The organism is Microbulbifer weihaiensis (assembly GCF_048323715.1).
Classification (GTDB): Bacteria; Pseudomonadota; Gammaproteobacteria; order Pseudomonadales; family Cellvibrionaceae; genus Microbulbifer.
In genome coordinates this window covers 148,182-173,434 of sequence record NZ_JBLWFL010000007.1, presented here as the reverse complement: position 1 = coordinate 173,434, position 25,253 = coordinate 148,182, and the positions used below count along the sequence as shown (strand labels likewise).

Annotated in this window: 11 protein-coding genes; all 11 read right to left on the bottom strand. The window is 56.5% G+C overall.

The window, feature by feature from the left end; all coding sequences use genetic code 11:
• Positions 1-155: 155 nt before the first annotated feature.
• Complete coding sequence (locus ACNKU7_RS10960; protein WP_418297023.1) at positions 156-2,624, bottom strand: thrombospondin type 3 repeat-containing protein; 2,469 nt, start codon at positions 2,622-2,624, stop codon at positions 156-158.
• 296 nt (positions 2,625-2,920) lie between these two features.
• Positions 2,921-3,568, bottom strand: coding sequence for a hypothetical protein (locus tag ACNKU7_RS10955; RefSeq protein ID WP_418297022.1), 648 nt, complete (start codon positions 3,566-3,568; stop codon positions 2,921-2,923).
• The gene (locus ACNKU7_RS10950) at positions 3,561-12,716 is read right to left on the bottom strand and encodes an FG-GAP-like repeat-containing protein (RefSeq protein WP_418297021.1); all 9,156 of its coding nucleotides are present in this window, start codon (positions 12,714-12,716) and stop codon (positions 3,561-3,563) included. Before ACNKU7_RS10950 ends, ACNKU7_RS10955 begins: the two co-directional genes overlap by 8 nt.
• A gap of 1,240 nt (positions 12,717-13,956) precedes the next feature.
• Positions 13,957-16,314, bottom strand: a complete 2,358-nt coding sequence (locus ACNKU7_RS10945) for an outer membrane protein assembly factor BamB family protein (RefSeq protein ID WP_418297020.1) — start codon at positions 16,312-16,314, stop codon at positions 13,957-13,959.
• A gap of 350 nt (positions 16,315-16,664) precedes the next feature.
• The gene (gene glmS, locus ACNKU7_RS10940; protein WP_418297019.1) at positions 16,665-18,494 is read right to left on the bottom strand and encodes a glutamine--fructose-6-phosphate transaminase (isomerizing); all 1,830 of its coding nucleotides are present in this window, start codon (positions 18,492-18,494) and stop codon (positions 16,665-16,667) included.
• A gap of 96 nt (positions 18,495-18,590) precedes the next feature.
• Entirely contained in the window at positions 18,591-19,364 is a 774-nt protein-coding gene (locus ACNKU7_RS10935) for a DeoR/GlpR family DNA-binding transcription regulator (protein ID WP_418297018.1), read from the bottom strand.
• A gap of 60 nt (positions 19,365-19,424) precedes the next feature.
• On the bottom strand, positions 19,425-20,582 hold the full coding sequence (locus ACNKU7_RS10930) for a dihydrolipoamide acetyltransferase family protein (RefSeq protein ID WP_418297017.1): 1,158 nt from the start codon (positions 20,580-20,582) through the stop codon (positions 19,425-19,427).
• Entirely contained in the window at positions 20,579-21,601 is a 1,023-nt protein-coding gene (locus tag ACNKU7_RS10925; RefSeq protein WP_418297016.1) for an alpha-ketoacid dehydrogenase subunit beta, read from the bottom strand. Before ACNKU7_RS10925 ends, ACNKU7_RS10930 begins: the two co-directional genes overlap by 4 nt.
• Complete coding sequence (pdhA, locus tag ACNKU7_RS10920; RefSeq protein ID WP_418297015.1) at positions 21,602-22,726, bottom strand: pyruvate dehydrogenase (acetyl-transferring) E1 component subunit alpha; 1,125 nt, start codon at positions 22,724-22,726, stop codon at positions 21,602-21,604.
• Positions 22,727-22,989: 263 nt separating this feature from the next.
• On the bottom strand, positions 22,990-24,351 hold the full coding sequence (gene glmU, locus ACNKU7_RS10915) for a bifunctional UDP-N-acetylglucosamine diphosphorylase/glucosamine-1-phosphate N-acetyltransferase GlmU (protein ID WP_418297014.1): 1,362 nt from the start codon (positions 24,349-24,351) through the stop codon (positions 22,990-22,992).
• A gap of 77 nt (positions 24,352-24,428) precedes the next feature.
• Positions 24,429-25,229, bottom strand: coding sequence for a formate/nitrite transporter family protein (locus tag ACNKU7_RS10910; RefSeq protein WP_418297013.1), 801 nt, complete (start codon positions 25,227-25,229; stop codon positions 24,429-24,431).
• Between the last annotated feature and the right edge of the window lie 24 nt (positions 25,230-25,253).

The window sequence follows — 25,253 nt, the reverse complement described above, 5'->3', positions numbered from 1 at the left end:
GGTGTTCACGAATATGGTGCCGGAATCGCGGCCGGCGCCATGGCTCGGGAGAATCGCTCGAGGCACATGAGCATTCTATATTTATCCATTCAGGCGAGGCTAATTTCGCCCCATTTCCCGCGCTGGCGCGTCTCGGGTGCCCCGGGTGTGCCGGCCTACTTTTCCTCGTATCGCAATATCAATACATGCTCGTCTTCCCGGTTGATACCGAGATAAACCAGATGATCACCCGCGCTCAACAGGTTGTGTACATATCCGTCTGGAACCGGCATATGTCCCAGCTCTTCGCCAGAAGAAGCGTAGCGCGCGATGCGATTTTCTTCTTCACTGAGGTGATAGAGAGTTTGTCCCCGCCAGACAGCATTGGCCGGTGAGATATCCGGTATTTCCGCCAGAAGATTCTGGTTGCGGTCGATGATACCGGCACTGGTCAGGGCAAACTGACCATCTGCGGAAATAACCGGCCAAATGCCGGCCTCAAGAAGGGTATTGGTACAGGGATCACTCTCTGGATCCCCATTGCCAGCGTCCATGAAGGTGCTGGTTACTTCGTCAAAATGCACTCCCCAGGTACAGAAAGGGGCTACCTGACTGGGGCGGAGTACGACATCATCGTCTTCAGCAGCATAGGCTTCCGGGACTTCACTGGTGTGGCGGTCGAGCTCTTCACCATTCAGGCCAAAGGCCACATAGTCCCGTGAATGGTTGTCCACCGCTTCCACTACCAGCGCGGATTTCGTTTGATCTTTCATTTCAAGCCAGCGGCTGTGTTCGAAACCCAAGGCTGCAACCTGATCCCTGTTCAGGAATACGGTTTCCTCAAATCCCGCGGCCAAGTCAACCCTGGTAACGTCAACAGTTCCTCGGATCGTATCGAAGAAAACATACGCCGCATTTTGTGATGGCGCGATGGCCAGCCTGTTAACTACGCCGAGTACTTCGTCGCTAAATCGGTCATGATCAAAATGAACCGACTCCAGAAAATGCCCGCTGTTTGCATCCCACCGATAGATTTTCGTGGATAGAGCACTCCAGTAATAGAGTATCCCGTCGCTGGCGAGAGAGAAGCCCCAGGGATGGGTGGTAGGCCGATCCCAGAAGTAGGTGACAGAACTCGCGTCTCGAACCACCTTCCATTCCCCGGGATTACCGTTTGTCAGCAATACCCGATGCAAGCACACTTCACCGTTGGTATCACTTTCGATGCTGCACAGGAAGTCCAGGGGCTGAACGTCATCCCCATCCGCAACAAGGTCACCATCGTCGTCCTGATCGGCATTATTGCCAATGCCATCGCCGTCCGTGTCTTCCCACTCATTGGGGTCGCGGGGCCAGAGATCGCGATAATTGCTCACGCCGTCGCCGTCGATATCGTCATCAGAGATGTCCGGCGTGCCATCGTCATCCTGATCCCGGTAGACGGGAACCTCCACCACTAGTGGCTCTGTGGTTGTCTGCCCATGCGAGTTCCGGGCGGTCACTTCAAAGCTGTAGACAACCAGCGCGCGATCGAGCGTGGACGTGAGACGGTAATGACCCGCATGGATCTGCTCCAGCAGGTATTCGGCGGTTCCAGCCAATTCGGTGCGCGGATCGGACAGGTCGGAACCATGTACCTCCTCTACGCGGACCAGCTCCAGTGTGAACTCAAGCAGGTTGCCACCCGGATCGCGAAAAAATGGCGCCACATCAAATGCAACGCGATTGTGACCTTGCTGTTCCACATCTCCATTCGGATCCAGGCTGGTACCGCGCAGCACCGGTGTTGCAAAATCTCCGCGGAGAAAGGGCTCCTCCTCGAATTCATCGAACATGGCGAACAGTGTATTGTCGCGAAGCCCGTCGCCATCACCGTCAAACCCGAGCAGCATGTTAAGGCTGTTGGGGTAGATACCAGCCACAAGCGCGCTGGCACTGGCAACGGTGGCACCTGCGAGGTGGACTTGCAGTGGGTCGTCAGGTTCCTTCACGGCGCCGGTCACCACCACACTCCCGGCGGGAGTAGCCAGGGTGCCGGACAGCGCTTCTATCGCGCTGTCGAAGTGAACCCGATAATTGTCCCGGTACAAATCGAAGTGCAGCTTTTCCGCGCGGATATTGAGGCCGCTGCTGTCGCGGATGGACAAGTCCAGCAGTATATCGCCGGGGCGAGAATCGACTCTGGAATCAATCACTTCGACAACACCATCCGTGGTCAGGCTATCGCCCTCGGCGGCTACCCGGTAATCGTCGTACTCCAAGCGTACCAGGCGCTCGCCGGATTCATCCCGCAGAAAACTCTGGCGCTGGGCGCCGGACAGAATGGCACGTCCCTCGATACCCTCAAGCTCTTCGACACAATCGAAATAAAACGCTGACAATACCGTATCGGCAGCGGAGTAACGCAGCTCTACTGTACCGCCGTGCCGGCATTGGAATACGCCATTGTAGATGTCCAGCGGATTGAAGCCCCAGGCTTCTTCATACAAATAGTTGTAATAGAGATTCTGTGCGACTGAATAGAACTCGAAGAAAGTACCAGACAGCAGAGGGGTGTTTTCCAGGGTGATTTCCACCGCAGGACTGTCGATGGCGATGCGTTCGCGCAATTGCTGCGGGGTGGCGGTGAACTCGGACGGAGGCAATGGTTCTGGCTCCAGCGGTTCATTGCCACCAGCGTTCGAACTACCGCCACCGCCTCCGCAACCGGCAAGTAGCAGGGTCAGGCCAAGCGTGTATGAAAAAAATCTTCCCGAAGCTTCCATCTTATGTATTTTTATTCCATAGAATTAAATTGGGTCGCCAGAAAACCGCTGTTATTTGGCAGACATAACTTGTAGCAGTCTTCCCTGACAGTTCCGGTTCGCATTTATGCCCGATTGAATAGGCAAACACAGAATTGTGCTCTGACCCCCAGTTTTTTGACCCCAGTTATTTATTATTACTGAATATATGTATGAAATTCAGTCAGCTCTAAATTCCCTGATTTTTCGGTAAATCCCACATCACAAATAGTTCCGTCTAAATAAAGCCGATAGAAGATATGGTTAGAATCGAGCTCAAAAGTATACGGTCTACCAATCATAATTCCGGCCACACTGATTTTTTTACTTTTAGTGAATCCACACTTTTCAGCTACTTTTGATTTACTATCTTTAATCAAGCCATATGTCTCAGCAATATTTTTTCCGGACATATTATCGCTCAATAAAACAGCCTCGCCTTCATTGCACGTATCCCCGCCCAAATTTGCCACATACATATTTAACTGCCTGTCGAAGGGGGAAAAGGGCATAGATTTTTTAAGGTTTTCGAAATATAAAACCTCAAAAACTCCCTTGCAAACCCCCTCGACCAGGTCTGGCTGATGGAAAACATAAACTTTAGAAACATGCTTCGATTGCTTTAAATCGCAATAATAAAATGATTCTTCACTCGATCTTTCAATAAATTTGTGCCAACTTTCGTTTATTGATTTCAAATATGACGGACCATGAATGTCACGGCATCCACCTCCCAAGTTATCAAGTTCGATAAGGGGCATGAATGCGATACCCAAAATTGCACTAATTTCCATGGCTTCACTCACTATAATAGTAACGTTCCATTAGCCTTTGATTTGCGAATTGGTAACTTGGATATCTGTCATAACTCATTAAATTTCCGCTTCCTTCAGAGAAATGCCAAAAGCCAAGAACATGGCCAAATTCATGTTGGATTCCAATCTTGTCAGTCATTAGTCCGATACTATCGACATTGACCACTGATCGTCCTGGGTAATTTACACATGCATACCTTCCAGGACATGCACCTAGGGTTCTCTGAAAGTGTACGTCACCAACGTCAGAGGCGGCTGAGAAATCTAAATCCAAGACATGGCGCACGCCATTTCCATCGATGAATTCATGGTCAAAACCATCATTTAGAGTATTAACAATATCTCCTTGATATTTTCGAAGCCGGTCATCCGTAGATACAGAAATTTCTCCTGATATTCGTATTTCTTCTACAGTTCCATCATCTCCCACTATCTCAGTGTAAGAAATTCTTTCTTTAAGTTTTTGGTTTGGCACCATCTCATTTTCATTTACTTGTTTGATTGGCCCCCTAGATTTGTCTAGTGGTGCTTTAGGTAATGCCGAGGCTTCCATAGCCACAGCAAAAGCTGCAAACGCCGCGCCATTCCCAAACTTACCCCCAGTAGCCCGAGAAACAGACCCTGCGATCGTGATCCGCACGGCTGCGCGCCCTACATTGGCCCAACCACCTCCGGACTGTAATTTAAGCCCCTTATTGGCTCCGACGGCTGCACCTATACCGGCACTTACAAACCCATGCCCGAACTTGCCGCCCTGAAGCACACTGGTAATCCCGCCGACTACGCCGGAAGCGAACACTTTTATCGGGACATTACCAAACTCCATCCCCATAAAGTTGCCCTGGCCAATGCCGGCGAAGGCCGCCGCGGATACCCCCTGGATAAAGCCCGCCTTAAGGGCGTCTTTGAAGCTGGCGCCTTGAGACATGGCATCCAGGAAGCCCGCAGCCCCCATCACCAAACCAACGATCCAAACGGTCGTTATTTCAGCGGCAGCCAGATAAATCGCCGCAGCCAGAGTGAAGACAAAATATCCACTTGGATCTGTCGCATTCAGCGGATTATTCCGGACATAGCTATAGCGGTTATACATCTGTGTATCAGAAGCAGCCTGAATAAACGGATCTGCCTGCAGAAAACGTCCCAGCCGCGCATCGTAAATACGGCCGTTCATATGAATCAGGCCCACCTCATCCAGCATTTCATGCCCGGTATAACCACGGGTGGTAACACTGCTGTCAAAGTCGCTGAGCGCTGAGCTGATCAGGGCATCCCAGCTCTGTGCATGCCTGCGCTGCCCCCAGGCATCGAACGACATCTCCTGAATGACGGAGCCACTAGCATCGGTGATGACGTCCACCGACCCCAGGTGATCCTTGTGCAGGTAATTCGTTTTACGCGCGCCGCCGGCGATGGTTACCACCGCACCGCCGGGCAGGTAACGCTTGATCTCCACGCTGCCATCGGAGCGGCTGATCTTTTCCACATTGCCGATATAGCGGGTTTCGGTACGCTTGCCGGTGCTGTCGATATCAACGCGCAGGTAGCGGCTGCGGTTCACGTCGTAGGCAAATGACGTGGTGTGTCCGTCTTTCTTGATTTCCAGCGGTTTGTCGAAGGTGCTGTATTTCAAGCTTCGGCTACTGGAGTCGCTAGAGTCGCTGGTCATATTGCCGTTGGCATCATACGAATAGGTTACCCCATCGGATGTGGCGCACAGTGCGTGCGGGCCTGCGATGGCTTCGCACTTGTCTGCATCCGCGTAGTAGTAAGTGCCCACGTCGGACTTACGCTTGATATTGCCGAAGCCGTCGTACTCCAGTGTCTGCGCGTCGCGCCCGGTGACCTGGGCACTTTTCAGTCGGTTGAGGGCGTCGTATTCGAAGTCTTCGAACAGGTCCTTGTCGCCGCTATTGTCGTGACGGTAATCCAGGTTGCCGAGGTTGTCCCACTGATAGGTGAGATCCTGGATCTGGTTGATGCCGAGCACAGAGGCCGACTGGTATTGCAGGCGTCCGGTGGCCGGGTCGTACTGGCGACGGGTGACGACACCATTGCCCTGGCGGGATTCAGTGACGTTGCCGCGCGCATCCATGGCCAGTACGGTGTAGAAGCTTTCTGCACTGGCCTGGTTGATGTTTTCACCATCCACCACCGCTTCGAGGTAGCCGTAGGCGTTATAGTGATTTTCGGTAACGCTGCTGCGCCAGCTACCACCGCCAGCCGCATCGAACTGTTGAAGTGCGCGGCCGTATTCGTCGTAGGTGGTCCTGACCCAGTGATCATCATTGGCGGCAAGACTGGTGAACTGTATGTCCACGCGGCCCAGCCTGTCGTAGCTGGGGGTCTGAGTATAGCCCGTTACACTGTCAGTTACCCCGCAAAGGGCGCCCGGTGGTATCTCGTCATTTTCACCCCCGTCACACGCCGCCAGCTCTTCCTCTGACTCCCCGTTATTCTGGTAATACCAGGCGGTATTTCCGGAAATTTGGCCATGGGCATCGTAGTCAGTACGGAGTGTCTGGCGCCCGAGTTTGTCGTACTGGTTTTCGACAACCTGTCCTTTGGCATCGGTCTGCGAGATTAGCTCGCCGAAACCGTTGTACCGGTATTCCCAATGCTTGTTCTGCCAGCCACCTTTATCGGGATCCAACATCCAGATTTTGCGCCCGAGGCGGTCGTAGCGCATTTCGGTTTCCGGCATCAGGGCACTGTCGGTGGCCTTTCTATTCACGAAGCGCAGGTGACCCTGGGCGTCGTAGCGGTAGCGGATCTCCCCTTGCAGGTGATCTTTAACCAGGGTCAGTTCGCCCTTGGCATTCTTCACCTCGGTTTTGCTGTACCCCTCCGGGTTGGTGGTGACGGTGGTATAGCCGCTGTAGGCCATATGCACATCGTAACCGGTACCGTTGTTGCTCACGGTGCCGGGCAGGTCAGTACCGACCACGCGGCCGAGAATGTCATAGGACATTACCGTCCAGTACTGGGCGCTGCCCGGGCTGCCGCTGTAGGGTTCGGACTTGCGGTGTACGCGGCCGAGCTTGTCGTATTCGGTATCCGCGTACACCCAGTTGCCATCGAAACCACGGGTGGCACTGCGCACGGTGCGCGCCAGCGCATCGAAACAGGTGAGCGACTCGCCACCGCCTGCCGTTTTCACCGACTGCTGGTAGGCGCTGCCTGCCGGGCAGTGACTGGACGGGCCGGCCAGCACGCTGATGGTGTGTGCGCCGGTGGGACTGTATTCCAGTACCTTGCGACCGAAGGCGTCGTAACGGATCTGGGACTCATTACCCAGGGCATCCTTGACCGCAATCGGGAGTCCGAGCGTATTGCGTGCGCTCACCTCGCTGACGACCTGGTTATACGCATTGGTTTCGCGCAGCAAATAACGCCCTTCGTTATCCTGGTACTCCCAGTGGCTGCTGCGGAGCTCTGTCACATCAGCGGCTTTCTGGGCAACACTCACCTTGTTACCGTAGGCGTCGTACTCGTAAGACGTGGTCAGTTTCAGGTTGGCATCTTCACCTTCGGCATCAGGCTCGATGACCTCCGTCTTCAGAAGGCCAGACTGGGCGCCGCTCTGGTAGTAAGTGAACGCGCTGGTGCGGGTTTCTTCACTCAGTTCACCATTTTCCGAGCGGCTGTGGGTAACACTAACCCGGGTCAGGCGGCCCAACTCCCGGTAACCGGAAAGGTTGTGGTCGGTATTGGCGAAGCTCAGGCTTTGGGTATCGTCATACACATTGTCAGTGACGGTAGAGAAGGTATCGCCGTTCTCCGCCACCATCTCAACCGTGATCAATTCCGGGTTACCGGCATTGTCGTACTCGTTGGTGGTGGTGACGGTTTTAAGCGGCTCGTCTCCGGTAACGCTGTCCAGTGCCCAGGTTTTCTCAACACTCGTTTGCAGCCACGGCTGCAATGGCCCCAGTTGCGCGCTGCCCTGTGCTTTGTCGTAGTTGCCCCAACCACCCCAGGCGCTGCCATCGGCGTGCTTGAGCTGCCAGGTATTCACGGACTCACTGAGCAGCAAACCGTCTGCGGTAATCACCCGGGTACTGACCGGGTAGCCCTGGAACGGGAAGTCCTGGCGGTAGCTGGTGACGGTTTCTGTCCCGGTCTGTTCGTCGACAGTACGCAATTCCTCAAAGCCAAGCATCCCGCGGCCGCCGGCCTGCACCTTGGCCTGGGCGTAGTAATAGCTGATTTTGCTGGTTGCTGCGGTGCCCTCGGCATCCACATTGATTGCGGTGGGTGCGCTACTGGCCACACCGGTAACCACGTACATCGGGCCCATTAGTTCAAGAGTGGGGGACAGTTTGCCCAGTCCGCCTTTATCTGACCAATCATCGTTCAGGGCGCTGTAATAATCTGCCAGGTCAGCCACGGCGTAATCTTGGCACCAGGCGGCACTGGTAACGCCCAAGTTGGGATCCGACACTCCACCATAGCTTGCGGTCTCGCAGCGATTTTGCGTCGTGGTGTTTATATCGCGGCGGGTATAGTGGCCGCTGTTCGTCAGCGCACCGTAGGTAACATCCGTTTCAGCGCCAAGGCCATTGGTGATTTTGTCGATCACATTTACCGGCACCCGGAAATCGGTGGCGCGATACAGGTAGGCGCGATCATCTTCCACACGTATGTAGTCGCTGACCCCATCGCCGTTCATGTCCGTGAACAGGTGCAATGCATTTTCGCTACCACTGGTGGTGCGGAAAGATTCGGCATGCGCAAACGTTCGGTCGAGGCTGCGCCAGCGTCTCACCTTGAGGCGGTGGGCGTCCTCATCGTGCCAGACGATATCCGTATCGCCATCGTTGTCATAATCAAAATACTGGCGGTTTAACGGCAGTTCGCCCAGAGAAACGGCTTCTTCAAAACCTGTGCCGGTATTTATCCGGTAATAGCCTGTTGCGCCTTGTCGATAAATAATGTCCGGCAAACCGTCACTATTGATGTCAATAGCCTCTACGCCAGCGACAGACCCGAGATAGATATTGCTTTCATACTCGCCAAGCGCTCGAGAGAAAACGATCGCCGTTCCGGCCGAATATTCACACGTGCCGGTTGTCATACCTCCGGGAAGACATTGGGCCCGCATAAAGAGACTGGCGAAAGGATCGACCAGGCCGTCGCCGTTGAAATCTGCCGGTGCACTCTCGCTGCGTATAATGGCGCGCACGGGTGTGGCTTCGTCGCCCATCGGGCCTTTCCAGGTGACCTGGTCCCAGTTGATGTCGAAGGTAACCGGCTTGCTTTGGCCAAAGCCGTAATTGCTATTACTGGCAGGAGCCCCCAGCGGTTCCAGCAGGCGATACTCGCTACCAGTAACGTAGTCGACCAAGCCATCTCCGTTGATATCGGCAAACTTTGCATGGCGATTGGTCAACTCCGTCAAATGGCGCGGGAAACCCTGCAAATACCAGTTGCCATCGGCTGCCGGTGTCGAAAGAACCACGCCCCAGTGCTCGTCGTCCTGAAGGTAGGTAACGAGATCTGCGCGGCCGTCGGCATTGAAATCAACCATCTGCCACTCATAGGGGCGATAGGTATTGTCTCCTTCCCGATAGACAGTGCGTTCAATACCGAATCCATCTTTTTCAGCGAGAACATATTTAAAGGTCTGGAATGCGATCTCCCCGGAGCCATCGTCATACCAGTCTGGTTCCAGCCAGATAAGATCCATCTGGCCATCACCATTGATATCTGCCGGCCGCGTACCAACAGAAGCGCGGTCCCTCTGCGTACTCAGAGTCACGATATCGGCGGGGGTGGCGGCGAAGCTGCCTGGTAGCGGCAGACGCCAATCAAATACGGTATCGGGCTGGCATAGGGCTCCCACACACTGACGAATACGCTCGAGTCGACTCAGGTTGTCCGCAGAGTAATCAAGGTACTCAAGCTCATACCGGCGAACTTCCGTATTGTTATTCCTGATGTTAATTTCGAGCAGGCGCTGAGAGGTTTGCATGAACTCGCCAGCGGTATAGCCGCTGATGTAATCCGTGCGATCCTCGTACTCGAATACCACACTGGCACCATAGTTACTGCTTTGTCGATCGCCAGACAGGTCGCTATATGCATAACGAATCTCGCGTATTTTCTGCCCACCAGTGCTCTCATAGAAGAATTCAACCCGGTTGCGGGCGCTGTCTTCCAGGGTACTGATCGCCCAGCCCAGGGTTCCTTTGCCAGTATCCTGCTTCGCATCCTCGGCACTACCGTAGTAGCTGATGGATCCGTCTTTGCGTTCGACCGTGAAGAACTCTGGGTGCCCGGCGCTGCCCTGGTGTGCTTTCACCAGAGCAAAGCTATCAATTTCCGTTCGATAAAGACTGCCAGGCGCTCCATACTCACCGTCTACGACCAACAGCCGCTGGCCATCGAGGCAGAAACGGTCTTCACTGCTCCAGGTAATCGGGCGTGCCTTGCCATCCTGGCCAAGGGTCTGGCGACAGCGAGTGATCGCCGAAATACCACCCAGCGCCCAGCCGTGACCAACCAGCCCATTGCCATTTTGACTGGAGTAATTCAGCGAGAGCTCAGGCACCACACCCGCGGTGCCGGCCGGCAGACTCAAGGGAATCTGGTAAGTCGCCGCGCCGGATTCATTCACTCGGAAGTTTCCGGGCAGGGTTCCTATCATGCTGGATGCATTCATCAGGCCCTGATCCAGGGTCGGCATCGGTGCCGCATCGCGCTCGATAATGGTCGCACCGTTTATGCATAGATTTGCACAGGGATCCAGGTTCGCCAGGAATGCATCGCGGTTGCTCAGTCCATCGCCGTCTGCATCTGTATCGCCGTTTTCCGATTCGATGTCACCGAAAAATAGAATTTCCCAGTAATCCGGCAGGCTGTCACCATCGCAGTCCCGGGTATATTCATCGCCTTCGTCACAGCTGAATACCGCCCATTCGTAATTCTGGATATAAAAGTAGTCGAAGCTCTGGCGCAGGTCTTCGTTCGTTAGGGCAGTGAACTCCGTTGATTGTGCGAAGATTACAGCAATATCCGCTCGGCTTGAGCCGGCTGACAGCGCAGCGATCAAATCGTCGCGGCTGTAGGTTGTACCGGCAAACGTGAGATCCGGGGACGCTTGGCCTGGGAAACCTCGCTCGTACAACTTGTCGACAAAGGCTTCATAACCGAGCTGTGACGAGAAATTAACTTTGCCGGTATCCGATTTCAGGAACGCATTGGCCACTTCCTTGGTGCTTGCGCCATTGACCAGCGCATAGGTCCAGAAAGTAAGTACATCGCGACTCAGGTTGAGAGGGGGTTGCAACAGCAGCCGGTAAAGCCGACCAGCCATCTGGTATTCAGGCAGCTGGTGCTCAGCCGGTTGCCAGTTGGTATCTTCCAGCGATTCCTTCAGCAGCGACTGGTCGCTGCTTTCCCACACCAACTGATCCTGGCCGAGAATTCCGCGGCCAAGCGCGTAGACCTCGCTGCTGGCAACGGTGGTGAAGTACAGCGTCCCGTTACCCGCTAACACCGGCGTTTCGGCAATGCCCGCACCGGCGGAATAGGTCCACTGCACGGCGCCATTCTGCGACTGAACGGCATACAGAAGGCCGTCCATGGAGCCTTGGTAGAGAATCCGGTTTTCATCAAGCACCGCGGAAGAAACCAGGTCACCACCGGTCTTCAGGCGCCATTTCTCCAGCCCCAGGGAAGTCAATGCATAGAGGTTGTCGTCCAGCGATCCGACATAAATATCGCCACTGACTGAATCGACGGTAGGCGTGGCCTTGACGAGATCACCGGTGGTGTAGGGCCACCCGGAAACAACGGAGCCATCCTCCGGGCTTAGTGCGTATACCTTGTTCCCGGAACCCACATAGATAGTGCCATCGGCGCCGACCGTTGGCGCTGAGTCAATCTGGCTGAGGCGCTCGACCGTTTGATCACCGTAGGCGTTGATACCTGCCAGCTCGCCATTACCATTCGCAACAGAAACTCGTAAACCTTTTTTCTGTGTGGCAAACAGCACTTCGCGCATAGCGTTACTGAGCGCGAGCTGCACATAGGTGGTGGCATCCTCTTGTGTGGGCGATGTCCAGATGAGCATGCTTTCCGCCAACGACTCTTGCACGCCACTCTCTATGTCGGTGAGCGTAAACCTGCTATCCGGATCGAGACCGGTACCGCTTATTCTGAGGCACTGGTTTGCGCACGACGGCTCCGCGGCAAGCAACGCGGGGGGCTGGACATCGACAGTGATGATCTCACCGGCGAGGCCGCAACCTTTGCTATTGCAGGCTTTCAGTCGATAGCTATACCTGCCAGGTACCAAGAGTTCCTCAGACAGAAATTCGGCAGCACTCGCGTGGGATACCTCAGCCAGCTGTTTCCACTCCTGCTCGCTATCAACACCACCGCGCTTAGTTTCCAACAAATAGTAATTAGGCAGAGGCTGCGCATCGAGTTTCTGCCAGGTGAATTTCAGGGCTCCGGTCAAATCGAATTCACCGTGAACCGAATTTACGGACAGGCCGGATGGCGCCTGTGGCTCAAAAAGTTCAACTGCCTGTGTATAGACTGCACTCGGCTCACCGCAGCCTGCCGCATTACAAGCGCGTACGCGGTACATATATGTGCCATGTGCCTGATTGGGTCGTAGCCAGGAAGAAATATCGGAGCCGACCGTAGAGGAACAGTAATCGGAATTAGCATCGTATTGCTGGCTACATGCATCACCTCCGATTCCTACCTGACGCTCTTCAATCACATAGCCATCTGTAGCACCCGCGACTTCATTCCAGGTAAGTGTATAAAAGCCTGAAGTATTAACCGGGAAGGGCGCGTGTTGGTCGTCCACTTTAATGACGGTGGGAGAAGTCGGAGGAGTCAGCGCATCGAAATGTACCTGTTGATTGGTTTCAGCTTCAATGCCGTCCTCGTCCGTCACCCGCGCAGTAATCGTATAGGTACCTGCAGCAGGAACAGACCATGGGAATTCGAATACTTTCCAGCCAGTAGTCAAGCCAGTATCAGTCTCAACCCCAACACCCACCAGCGCTCCACTGACATAGAACTCAACCGGGCTGATATTCCCTTCGTCATCTCTGGCTTCAGCAACGAGATTGACAGTCTGCCCGGCAACAACCTCTGCCGGTAGGTCATCTGGCACGAACTTAACTTGCGGAGGAGTGTTGGAGCTGACCGAAATATTTACTGATGCGATAGTGGTTTTCCCGGCTTTATTTTCTACAACGGCAATAAGTTTTGTTGTGCCAACCTGCACCGACGGCCAATTTGCATAGAAGCAGCCACTGCATTGATTGTCTATATCGACAGGAAAATTGAGTAGGTTGGCAGAATCTATTGTATTCCGGTAGAGCTTGACCGATATATCGAGGCCACTCTCATCACTGGCAATGATACGCAATGTTTGCGAAGTACCTTCTTTCAACACTGCGCCGTTCGACGGTGTACGCCAAGACACCGTCGGGGCAGGTATTGACTGAACATTAATGGTTATCGGATCACTCGCTTCTCCACACTCAAGTGCATTGCAGGCAAAAACCCGATATTGATAGGTATCAATGTCGCGCCCTACCACGGAGTAAACTCTGGGAGAGCTGACGGGAACTTTCTTTGCGTAGCAAATTCCCTGATCCAGGCCCTGCTGGTTGTAACACCAATTACCGGCACCTTTCTTTTCCTGGACCAGGAAATAATCGAAATCTCCGGTAGTCGGTGACAGCCAACCTATACTGTACGCGCCATCTTCTGACTCGATTCCATCATCAGCTGGATAAGAATTAATTTCGGGCTTGCCGGGAGTTTTCGGTTTGTTGACAACAACCGTAATAATGGCGGTTTCGACACGGTCTTGTACGAGTCCAGTCTGTCCGCACGAGCCTTCATCACAGTATCGGTTTACCTGAGCATAATACTCATATTCGCCATTTTCGCGCGGCAACTCTCCATCAAGTGGTATGGATACTGAGTACTCGCCATTAAAGTCGCTATCCGGTTGCATCCAGTAAAGGGCACCGCTATAAGCGATATTCGTCCATTCCGTTGTCTCACCTACTTTTCGCTCGTAAATGCGATATGCATTCCATGCCTTTCCGGCCAATGTGACAGGACCCGACTGAACGATAATAGAATACTCACCATCTATGCTTTCCAGCCCGTCGCTTGCCGATATGGTCGCCGAGCTATTGGCATTTGCGGATACTGAAAGACCCAGGATTGCCAAAAAGTGGGCAATAAAAATCCTGATGTTTTTTGAGAGCCAAGACAATCCCTTATCCATGTAATCAAAGCCTTTCAATATATCTGGTGTTCCACACCGCTTATTAGCGTATTTATTCGATTTAATTGCCGAGTGAATTTGTTTCCCCATTTGGAAACAAACAAGTTCAATTCAGAGTCCTGCTCCAGAGAATCCGATCACCCTCAATTTCAACTCTCGAATCCAACGCAAATATTTTTTTGTCTTGCGTATGCACAATCAATTTGTGCCCGGACAGTGCCGGACTGCTGGTAATACCCGACCCGCCAGGTAGCTGCAATTGCCACAAGCTGGCACCGTCCTGTGCATTCAGCGCATATACGCTTCCACTGTAAGTGGCGATAAAAACGATAGCGTCATCACTGCTCATTAACGGGCCTGCAACAACAGCACCGTGTGTGGCAAAGCTCCATAGTGGTTGCTTGCTGGAACTGAGCGCAAAGACACGACCGGTATTACCCGATTGAGCGCTTTCACTGATATTCGCACCGAAGATAATCCGGTCACCTGAAATTGCCGCTTTGCCCATTACCAGGCCGGAATTTTCAAAGGTCCATTCGATTTCACCGCGTGAATTTACCTTGTAAAAATTTCCGTCAAACGCACCAACATATGCGCTCCCATCGTCCGATACAGCGAGCGATGTAGCGATTTTTTCCTGAACCGGAACACTGGGTTCTGTCCAAAGCTCGGATGGTTGGGGTGTATTCAATTTCACGCTGACACTTGCTCTGGTTTCGCCAGCTGGGCCGGTGGCCGTCAGGAAGTAACTTGTCGATAGCTGCGGATTAACAGCCAGTTCGCCCTGCATTTCGCTACTTTCATGAGTGTCTTCGTTGACGTCATTACTGATAACGACCTTTTCGGCACCGGTCACTTTCCAGCGCAGCGTCACCTGTTGGCCTTCACTATCGATGGCCGAGGGAGTCACGGAGAAGTTTTCGATCAGCAGTTGGGGGAAACTGGTTGCATCTTTGGGATCCGAGCCTGCTGCAAGTTCGTCGGCATCACTGATTCCATCGGCATCACTGTCGAGCTGGGTTAGCGAGCAACCTTTTTCATTAACGCTCTCGGTTGCCGAGGTTTCCGGGCACTGATCCAGATAATCAGCAACCTTATCGAAGTCGCTATCTATCGCCGTGGTCATCGACACCTCGGCCAAATTGCCAGCGCTGTCATTTACGCGTGCAAAAAAAACAATTTCAGAATCAATAGGTAAAGGCTGGGAAAATTGGCAGGTCGCCCGCCCATTTGCCAGTGAACACTCTGAAGGAGTACTAGTGCTGGCACTTAGAGAAAACGACTGCTGGTCGATCGCAATATTGTCGGATAACAGCAGCTGTACCGTCGGTTGCCGGTCGCGCAACAGTGCCCCATTCGCCGGTGATATAAAGTTAATTTCTGGCGAGGTAGTGTCGAGATTGAACGTTACTGACGTCGATACCACATTGCCGGCCTGGTCGATGGCACTTCCGCTGGCCAACTGGCCGGCACCATCTCCGGAATAAATCTCGCTGGCCGTACAAGTTTCTATGCCGCTGAGAGCGTCCGTGCAGTTGAAGCTGACCGTGACAGGAGTGTTATGCCAACCAGCGCTGTTGGCTGCTGGAGACATACTTGCGTTGATTGTTGGTGGCGTCAAATCGAGGTTGATTAAATCCTCGATTTGCTTCTTGTTGCCCGCCAGATCCATCGCTTCGGCAGTGACAGATTGACTTTGTCCCTCAGTGCTTACCGGTGAGTTTTCAGGACAAACTGAAATGCCGCTAAGTGAATCTGAGCAGGTGTACGTGATGACAATCGGCTGGTTATGCCATCCGTTGCTATTGGCTTGGGGCGAAACTTCAGAATTCAGAGCAGGAGCGGTTTTGTCCAGGCTAACTGTTGCGATAGCGCTGGCGACATTCCCGGCCCTATCGATGGCTTCCCCGGAAAAACTCTGTACAGCACCTTCAGCGGAAATCTCGATGGGTGCGGTACAGCTCTCTATGCCACTGAGGTCATCCTCACAGAGGAAGCTGACACTCACATCAGTGTTGTGCCAGCCTGCCGAATTCGGGTCTGGATAGATATTTGCGCTGATGGTTGGCGCTGCATTGTCGATTCCAATAACTTCCGCAGCCAACCCGCTACCGGGCTTACCCTCCAGCATGACATAGAGCGAATTCTGCAATTGCAGGGATATCAGCGGGGTGTCGAGAAATAGGGCACTTTTTTTGAAATCAGCGGGTTCGAAATAGTCCATGCCATTTAGGGAGACCCTGGCAGAGGTAACCAGATCTTCAGCATTTTCACCGTTATAGATTCGAAGAATGTAATGCTGCCCAGTTTTTGGTGCTGAAAACTCAACTGTCTGTGCTTCTGGCGTGCCGGGAGAACGTACAAAGTTGTGACTTCCGGATACCTCGAATTCCCCACTAAACGCAGCGGAATGAAAGCCCAGACTCAGTACGGCAAGGAAGACATGTTCCTTGCGTTCACACAATTTCCCTATGCGCCGCATAACAATCCCTAGTTGGTTTCGTATTTGTAATACGGAGAGCCTCCATAGAGAGACCCCAATTTGACGGCGGCAGATGTCACCACACTCATGAATTAGGCGCCAACCGAACTAGCAGATTTGTTGAATCATGCGCCAATCAAAGTGATTTTTGTGATATGCATCACGATATGTTTGAGTTTTATGTGTGATCACATTTTCAACCCCAATCGATACTTCTAAAGCGGGGGTTACCTGTGCGAGGTTAACGGGTTTTTAATTGTTCTTATTTCGAAAGAGGGGACAGCCGGCCTCTTTTTCGGACTCGGCTGTCGTTTGTTTTTTGAAGTTGTGGGTTACTCGACTGTAACCGACTTGGCGAGATTGCGCGGTTGATCCACATCAGTGCCTTTGAGTAATGCCACGTGATAGCTCAGCAGCTGCAGCGGTACGGTGTACAGAATCGGCTGCAGGCTTTCCGGCGCATCCGGGACTTCAATGACCGTGACACCCGGTTCGCTGTGGAAACCGGCTTGCGGGCTGGCAAATACAAACAGCTCGCCGCCGCGCGCGCGCACTTCCTGCAAATTCGATTTCAGCTTTTCCAGCAATTCATCGTTGGGCGCAACCACGATGACCGGCATGTCCGCATCCACCAGCGCCAGGGGCCCGTGTTTGAGTTCGCCGGCAGGGTAGGCTTCGGCGTGGATATAGGAAATTTCCTTGAGCTTGAGCGCACCTTCCAGCGCGATCGGATACTCGACGCCGCGGCCGAGGAACAGCGCATGGTGTTTCTCTGCAAATGCTTCGCTGGTGCTCTGTACCAGCTCGTCGAGAGCTGTGAACTTCTCCATCAACTTCGGCAGCCGGTGCAGGGCCTGAACCAGCTCGGCTTCGCGCTCGGCGCTCATGCCATTGGCGCGGGCGAGGGCGATACAGAACAGCTGCAGTGCCACCAGCTGGGTGGTGAATGCCTTGGTAGAGGCGACACCGATTTCCGGGCCGGCCTCGGTCATCAGGTGCAGTTCGGATTCGCGCACCAGTGAACTGTTGGGCACGTTGCAGATGGTCATGGACGCGAGGTAACCCAGCTCCTTGGCCTGGCGCAAAGCCGCAAGGGTATCGGCAGTCTCGCCGGACTGGGAAATAGTCACAAACAGGGTACCCGGGCGCACCGCGGTCTTGCGGTAGCGGATTTCGCTGGCGACCTCGACGGAGCAGGGCACGCCGGCCCAGTCTTCCAGCCAGTAGCGCGCCACCAGGCCGGCGTGGTAACTGGTACCACAGGCGACGATCTGCACCTGTTTCACTTGCGGCAGGATTTCGTTGGCGCTGGTACCCAGGGCCTGGGCCAGTACCGCGGTTTCGCCAATGCGCCCGGCGAGAGTTGCCTCGACCACTTTCGGCTGCTCGAAGATTTCCTTCTGCATATAGTGACGGTAACGGCCTTTGTCCGCCGCATCGTGGCCACCCTGCAGTTTGTTGACCGGGCGGCTGACTTCTTCACCGGACTTGTCCCACACGGCAATGCCAGCGGTGGTGACTTCGGCAATGTCGCCTTCCTCAAGGAAGATAAAGCGGTCCGTGACCTGCTGCAGCGCCATGGGATCTGAGGCAATGAAGTTTTCCTCGATGCCCACACCAATCACCAGCGGACTGCCGGAGCGGGCACATACCAGGCGGTGCGGTTCGTCGGCGCAGACCACGCCCAGGGCGTAGGCGCCATGGAGGCGCTGGGTGGCAGCGCTCACGGCCTGCAGCAGGTCGCGGCCGTCTTTGGCGAGATCGTTAACCAGGTGCACGATCACTTCGGTATCGGTTTCAGACAGAAACTCGTAGCCCTTGGCAATGAGCTCTTCGCGCAGTACCTGGTAGTTTTCGATGATGCCGTTGTGCACCAGGGCGAAGTTGCCGGAGGCGTGCGGGTGGGAGTTTTTGTCGGAGGGAACACCGTGGGTGGCCCAGCGGGTGTGGGCGATGCCCAGCTGGCCCGCGGTGGGGCTGCTGTCGAGGGCGGACTCCAGATCCGCCACCTTGCCCTGGGTCTTGCGCAGCTGCAGCTTGCCATCGCCATTGACCAGGCACACGCCGGCCGAGTCATAACCCCGGTATTCAAGGCGTCTCAGGCCTTCCAGGAGAATGCCGGTGACATTGCGCTGGCCCAGCGCACCTACGATTCCACACATCTTTTCAGACCTCTTTTTCTTTGGTTCTCGTCATCTTTGCCCGCCGATCGTGTAATTGCCGGCTGGTGCTTCGATTCATTGGTAATTGTTAATTGGTTACAGCACCGGCGCACCGACCGCAGCGCAAATCACCCGCACACCGAGTGCCTCAAGCCGCTTGCGCGCCGCTTCTTCAATGCCGTCATCGGTCACCAGCGCAGTGACCTGTTCCCAGTGCAGTTCCAGGTTGGGGATACGCCGACCCACCTTGCTGGACTCCGCCATCACGATCACTTCCCGCGCGACCTCTGCCATCACCCTCGACAGGCCAATCTGCTCGTTGAACGTGCAGGTGCCGCGCTCCAGGTCGATACCATCGGCGCCGATAAATGCCTGGTCGAAGTCGTAGCCGCGCAGTACCTGCTCGGCTACCTGGCCCTGAAACGCCTCGAAGTGGGGATCCCAGGTGCCGCCGGTCATCAGCAGCGTCGGCTCGTTTTCGAGTTCGCGCAGCTGGTTGGCCACGTGCAGGGAGTTAGTCATGACCACCAGGCCGCGCTTGCGGGTCAGCTCCGGGATCAGGCCGGTCGTGGTGCGCCCGTAATCAATCACGATGCGGTTGTGGTCGCGGATCAGTTCCGCTGCGGCGCGGCCGATGGCGCGCTTGGTCTGGGAAAGGGGATCTTCCACCACCAGTTCGCGCGGCAGGGGAATGGCACCGCCGTGACGGCGCAGCAGCAGGCCGCTGTCTTCCATCGCGGCCAGATCCTTTCGGATCGTAACTTCGGAAGTTTCGAACTGGCGCGCGAGATCTTCCACCGAGGCCTCGCCGGCGTCGTTGATAAGCTGGAGTATCTGATGGCGGCGCTGTTGGGTATTACGTTTCGACATGGAAGCTTAAGTTTCGTTTCGAAACATAAGCATAGCGAAATGAAAGCTAAGACGCCAACCTCAATCTTGCTGTGGGCGTGAGAGGTGCTCGATCAGCGCACCCAGAAATCGCGCCAGCTCGCCGCCGGTGACCGCGCGATGATCGGCGCTCACGGAGAGGGGCAGCAGCCGGCGCACCCGCGCCTTGCCCTCAAACGGCAGCACCGCCTCGTGGCTGCGGCCGGCACCCACAATACATACCAGTGGAGGCACCACAATGGGTGTGGCAAAGCGTCCGCCGAGGCTGCCGAAATTGGACAGGTGGATGGTGGCCCCCTGGAGCTCGGCCTGGGGAATAGCGCCGTCGCTGGCCAGTTGCTTGAAGAGCGCAATCTGTTCCAGCAGTGCCTGGTCGTCGAGGGCATCAATATCCCGCAATACCGGTACAAACAGCCCCCGCGGTGCATCGACCGCGAGCCCCACATTTACCGGTGCCTGCGGTGCCAGGCTGTCATCGATGTAGTGGGCATTGAGATTGGGCTCTGCCGAAGCCGCCGCCGCGATGGCGCGCAACAGGCGCAGGGTGGCTGATTCCTGGCTGTCCCAGGCGGTGACATCCGCTTCATCACACAGGGTCATGGGGCACACCTGATCCCGGGCGCGGCTCATCGCCAATGCCATGGCGCGGCGCGCGGGATCGCCGGCGGCAGCCTCTGTTGGCTCAGCGGCCGGCTCGGGCTGCGAGCGGGGCGGGCGACCTGCCGCCGCGCGCACTTCGGCCTCGGTAAATCGGGCGCCGGACGGGTGCAGGGAGACGAGATCCACACCCAGGCTCCGCGCCAGTGCACGTACCGAAGGCGTAGCGTTGCGCGGGCGATTGTGCAGCGGGCGGCTCTCCAGTGCGAGGGACTCATTGCCCTGATCGATTGTCCCAACTACCGTGCCGGAATCGCGCGCCTTGCCATGGCCTGCGGCGTGCGCCGCCGGTTGTGCCGGCTCTCCTTCGGTTGCGGCAAAGCCCACCAGCGGCTGGCCCGTTTGCAGGGTTTCCCCCGGTGCGGCAAAGAGTTTTTCCACCACGCCACCCCAGGGCGACGGCACCTCAACCAGCGCCTTGGCAGTTTCCACCGTCACCAGCGACTGATCGGCGGCGACGCGCTCACCTTCCTGCACATGCCACTCGCGGATCACCGCGTCCGGCAGGCCCTCGCCGAGATCCGGGAGTTTGAATATTTTCACTGCCGCCCCCCCTGTTGTACCGGTCGCGGCGAGTAATCCAGCGCCGCGCGCGCGCCGGCGAGGATACGCGCCACGCCGGGCAGGTAGACATTCTCCAGCTGGTAATAGGGCATGACTGTGTCGTAGCCGGCGACCCGCTGCACCGGGGCATCCAGCAGGTCAAACGCGTATTCCTGTACCTGCGCGGCGATCTCGGCACCCAGCCCGCCGAAGCGCGCAGCCTCGTGGATCACCACGCAGCGACGGGTCTTTTCCAGCGAGTCGATAACGGTGTGGATATCCAGTGGTTTGAGGGTGGCGGGATCGATCACTTCCGCCTCGATTCCGTCGGCAGCCAGTTGCTCGGCGGCGGCCAGGGTTTCCCGGAGTGCCGCGCCCCAGGCGATCAGGGTCAGGTCGCGGCCCTCACGCAGCACAAAGGCACGATCCAGGGGCAGGGCTTCACCGTTGTCTGGCACCGGCTGGCGCGCCGCGCGATAGATGCGCTTTGGCTCCAGGAACAGAACCGGATCCGGATCGCGGATCGCCGCCAGCAGCAGTCCGTAGGCCCGCGCCGGGGAGGAGGGCACTACCACGCGCAGGCCGGGTATTTGCGCAAAGATTGCCTCGGTGCTCTCGGAATGGTGCTCCGGCGCATGAATACCGCCACCATATGGCGCGCGGTATACGATCGGGCAGCTGAGGCGTCCGCGAGTGCGATTGCGCATGCGCGCGGCGTGATTGAGAATCTGGTCGAGCCCGGGATAGATAAACCCCATAAACTGGAATTCCGCGACGGGCCTGAGCCCCTGGGTCGCCATGCCCACCGCTATGCCGGCGATCATGGTTTCCGCCAGTGGCGTATCCAGTACCCGGTTTGCGCCAAAGGTCTGCTGCAATCCGTCGGTGGCACGGAACACGCCACCATTGGCCCCCACATCCTGGCCAAATACGACGACCGCCGGATCCCGCTGCAGTTCGTGGGCGAGGGCCTGGGTGACCGCTTCGACCAGGGTAATTTCCCGTGTGGTTTCCGTCATTTACTGCTGCCCCCCGCCACCGGCTTCCCGCAGCCGCTGCTCGTCCCGCAGCTGGTCGTATTGCTCGTACAGTGCCTCGGGCAACTGCGCGTAGAGGTGATCGAAAATCGCAGTGGCTGGCTCCGGAGCGCGCTCTTCCCAGCGGTTCAGCGCCCGCTCCATGACCTGCGCCAGCTCCCGCGACATGTCCTGCTGCTGGGCGTCACTCCAGATTTCCTGCTCACGCAGGTAGGTCTCCAGCCGCCTGATTGGCTCCCACTGCCAGGCAAGCTGCAGCTCCTCTTCTCCGCGATAGCGGCTGGCATCATCGGCGGTGGTGTGATCGCACAGTCGGTAACTCAGGGCCTCAATCAGCGCTGGCCCTTCGCCGCTGCGCGCGCGGTTGAGTGCATCCCGCACAGCCCAGTGCACCGCAACCACATCGTTGCCATCCACCTGCAGCGCCGGTATCCCCGCGGCAATCGCCTTTTGCGCGATGGTGGCCGTGGCGGTCTGCGCACGCCGGGGCACCGAAATGGCCCACTGGTTGTTGTTGATCACGAATACCACCGGCAGCTTCCACACCCCGGCGATATTGATCGCTTCGTAAAAATCCCCTTTTGACGTGGCGCCCTCACCCGCGCTGGCTACCGCAGCCTGCAGCGGCGTGTGGTGTTGCTGGTGGTGATATTTGAGGGCAAAGCCGACCCCGGCGGCGTGCAGTAATTGAGTGGCTATGGGGACACAGATCGGGAGGTCATGGGGCGCATGCTGGAACTGTTGGCCGCGCTCATCGCCACCCCAGTTGGCGAGGATTTCCTCAATCAGCACACCGCGCTCAAGAAAGGCGCCAGTTTCCCGGTAGTAAGGGCAGTAAACGTCCTCTGCCAGCAGCGCGGAGCCGGTGCCGACACCGATAGCTTCCTGCCCGAGGGAAGACGGGTAGGTGCCCAGGCGCCCGGTGCGCTGCAGCTTTACCGCCCGGTCGTCGACCATCCGCGCGAGCTGCATCTGCCGGTAGCTCTGGGTCAGCCACTCCGGCGTGGCAAATTCCGGTAACGGCTGGGTGGCCTGGCCCCGCTTGTCGAGAAATTGCAGAAATGCGATATCGAAGGAGGCCTGTAGCTGCAGGCGGGGTTTGTGCATCGGCTCGTGTCCATTTATTCCGATGCCTGTAGTGTAGTTGGGGGTTCAGCCGGCTTCCGCGGTTCGTTTTACGCTCGTGTGGTTTGCCCATGCGCAACCTAGCGCGCTTCGAAAAAAGTAACGAAAGTGACTCACGCCGCATTAAAGGTTTGTTGCAAGGTGGAGCACTGCATGCAGGTGTTCGGGAGCGCCGGGCTCAGTTCCGAAAACCGGCGCCCGGTGATTTGCACCACCGGGCCGGCTTAAACCTTAAAGCCCGCCGATCAGGACTTCTTGGTAGGCCGCTGCCACCCGGCGATATTGCGCTGCTTGCCACGGGCAACAGCCAGTTCGTCAGCACTCACTTCGCGGGTAATCGTCGAACCTGCACCGATGGTGGCGCCGGCACCGATTGCTACCGGGGCAACCAGGGAGGAGTTGGAGCCGATAAAGGCGCCGTCACCGATGATGGTCTTGGACTTGTTCACGCCATCGTAGTTACAGGTAATGGTGCCGGCGCCAATGTTCACACCGTCGCCCACCTCGGCATCACCGATATAGGAGAGGTGGTTCACCTTGCTGCCGAGACCGATCTTCGCCTTCTTGGTCTCGACGAAGTTGCCAATCTTGGCGCCACTGGCCAATTCAGTGCCCGGGCGCAGGCGCGCGAACGGCCCCACGGTGCAGGCTTCACCCACGATCGCGTCTTCGATAATGGAATTGGCCTCCACCACGGTGCCCGCCGCCAGCGTGCAGTTCTTCAACAGGCAGTTGGGGCCGATCTGGACGCCAGCACCCAGTTTTACCTCGCCCTCGAACACACAGTTGATGTCGATCGCCACATCCGTATCGCACGCGAGGGTGCCGCGGACATCGATGCGGCTGGGATCCAGCAGGGTGACACCGGCATTCATCAGCGCCAGCGCCCGGCTGTGCTGCAGGGCGCGCTCCATCTGCGCCTGCTGGGCGCGGCTGTTTACCCCGGCGACTTCCAGCGGGTCACTGGCGCGCACACCGGTGACCGCGATTTCTTCGCTGACCGAACGCGCGATCACGTCGGTCAGGTAGTACTCGCCCTGGGCATTGTCATTGGACAGTTCCGGCAGCCACTGCGCCAGCAGGTCGCCCGGCGCCGCCAGAATGCCGGTATTCACTTCGCGGATCGCCAGGGTATCGGCATCCGCATCCTTTTCTTCGACGATCGCCAGCACCCGGCCGGCGTCATCGCGCACGATGCGCCCGTAACCCGCAGGATTCGCCATCTCTACCGACAGCAGCGCCGGGCCCCTGTCGGAAGCCGAGAGCAGGGACTGCAGGGTGCCGGTTTTCACCAGGGGCACATCGCCGTAGAGCACCAGTACGGTGGCACCGGCGCGGAAGTTCGGGATGGCCTGGGCCACCGCATGGCCGGTGCCGAGCTGCTCAGTCTGTTCTACAAACTGCACATCGCTGTCGGCGAAGCGCTCCCGCACCAGCTCGGCGCCATGACCAACCACCACGGTAATTTTCACATCGCCCAATTGCTGCGCCGCTTCGATTACCCGTCCGAGCATGGGCACACCGCCGATCGGGTGCAGGACTTTGGGCAGGTCAGAGCGCATGCGGGTACCTTTGCCCGCGGCGAGGATAACGACATCAATGGTCATGGTGGTTCCAGTAACAAATTCAAAAACGGCGGCAATTGTGGCCAGCCATCGCCGCAAGCTCAAGGCTGACAGGCAAATTATCCTCGCCCGCTGGCGACATAGCTGTATTTGAGCAGGCCCACAAAGATGGTGCCGCCGACGGTATTGCCCAGGGTGGAGAGCACCAGAAACTGAGTCGCATCCCCGATACTGACCGCGGCATCGCCGTCTATCAGCGCGCTGAAAACCCCCACCGCGCCGGCAATGCAGTGGGCCAGCCCGCCAAAGCCGATGACAAAGGTGATCAGGGTGACTACCGCCATGCGGCTGATGGTCTCGGCGGACGAGGTCACCATCCAGCCCAGCAGTCCCATCAACCAGCCCGCAAAGATTGCACCGAGAAACTGGCCTGCGGCGTTGTCACCGAGCAGTTTTTCGCTGTAGTAGCTGAAAACCCCGGCATCCAGGCGATCCGTCAGGTGCACGAACTGCACAAAAATCAGGCTGAACAGTGCGGCACCAACCAGGTTGCCGCTGTAAATCAGCCCCCAGACCCGCATCAGGCCAGCAAACGAGCGGCGGCGGTCGAGTACCGGCAGAATTGCCAGGGTCGTGTGTTCGGTAAAGAGATCCGTGCGGCCGATGATGACGAGAATAAATCCGACGGGGTAACTGAGCGCCACCAGCAGCGACATCAGCTCCTGCGCGATACTTCCGTGCAGGTGGGTATAAAAAGCAGCGACAAGGAACAGGCTGAAGCCGATCTCGAGCCCGGCCGCAACGGAAGACAGGAACAGGGATCGGTTGGCGCGACGGTATTCGTGCAGGCTGTCCTCCATCTGCTCCTGGAGGATATCGCTGTCGCTCTTGGGCCGGTCACTGTCGTCGGTCTGACTCATGGCAAACTCTTCAGGGCCTGGTTT

What these genes read in the sequence shown, in the direction of transcription:
- ACNKU7_RS10935 (WP_418297018.1), bottom strand. Translation starts at nt 19,364, where the DNA reads ATGTCGAAACGTAATACCCAACAGCGCCGCCATCAGATACTCCAGCTT.
- pdhA (WP_418297015.1), bottom strand. Translation starts at nt 22,726, where the DNA reads ATGCACAAACCCCGCCTGCAGCTACAGGCCTCCTTCGATATCGCATTT.
- glmS (WP_418297019.1), bottom strand. Translation starts at nt 18,494, where the DNA reads ATGTGTGGAATCGTAGGTGCGCTGGGCCAGCGCAATGTCACCGGCATT.
- ACNKU7_RS10925 (WP_418297016.1), bottom strand. Translation starts at nt 21,601, where the DNA reads ATGACGGAAACCACACGGGAAATTACCCTGGTCGAAGCGGTCACCCAG.
- ACNKU7_RS10910 (WP_418297013.1), bottom strand. Translation starts at nt 25,229, where the DNA reads ATGAGTCAGACCGACGACAGTGACCGGCCCAAGAGCGACAGCGATATC.
- glmU (WP_418297014.1), bottom strand. Translation starts at nt 24,351, where the DNA reads ATGACCATTGATGTCGTTATCCTCGCCGCGGGCAAAGGTACCCGCATG.